The sequence below is a fragment of the Methylobacterium nigriterrae genome, assembly GCF_037106235.1.
In the GTDB taxonomy this organism is placed as follows: domain Bacteria; phylum Pseudomonadota; class Alphaproteobacteria; order Rhizobiales; family Beijerinckiaceae; genus Methylobacterium; species Methylobacterium nigriterrae.
On record NZ_JBAWTG010000782.1, the window covers coordinates 1 to 281 of the forward strand.

The 281-nt window shown below is 73.0% G+C and carries 1 pseudogene; it reads right to left on the reverse strand.

Features of this window, described 5'->3' with window-relative positions:
• Nucleotides 1–281: pseudogene (locus WDW90_RS39145) on the reverse strand (hypothetical protein); the annotation flags it as partial.

Consider the following 281-nt stretch of genomic DNA (forward strand, 5'->3'; position numbering starts at 1 on the left):
CCACTGACGTCGGGTGCGGCCCAGGTCGCGGCGGGTGATGTCGAAGGGCGGCTGGCGGAAGAAGCTCACCAGCCGGCGCGACATGCGCGGCACCGACGACTCGGTCAGCCCCACCACCTCGGCGGTGACCTCGACGGTGTAGTGCAGCGCGAGCTCGTCGAGCTCCAGGCGGCCGCCCGGCTTGGTCTCCCCGAGCAGGCGGTCGGCGCACTCCTCCATCTGCGCGGTGTAGCGCTCGGCCACGACCACGGGCGCGAAGAAGCGGGCGACCTTGCGGCGCT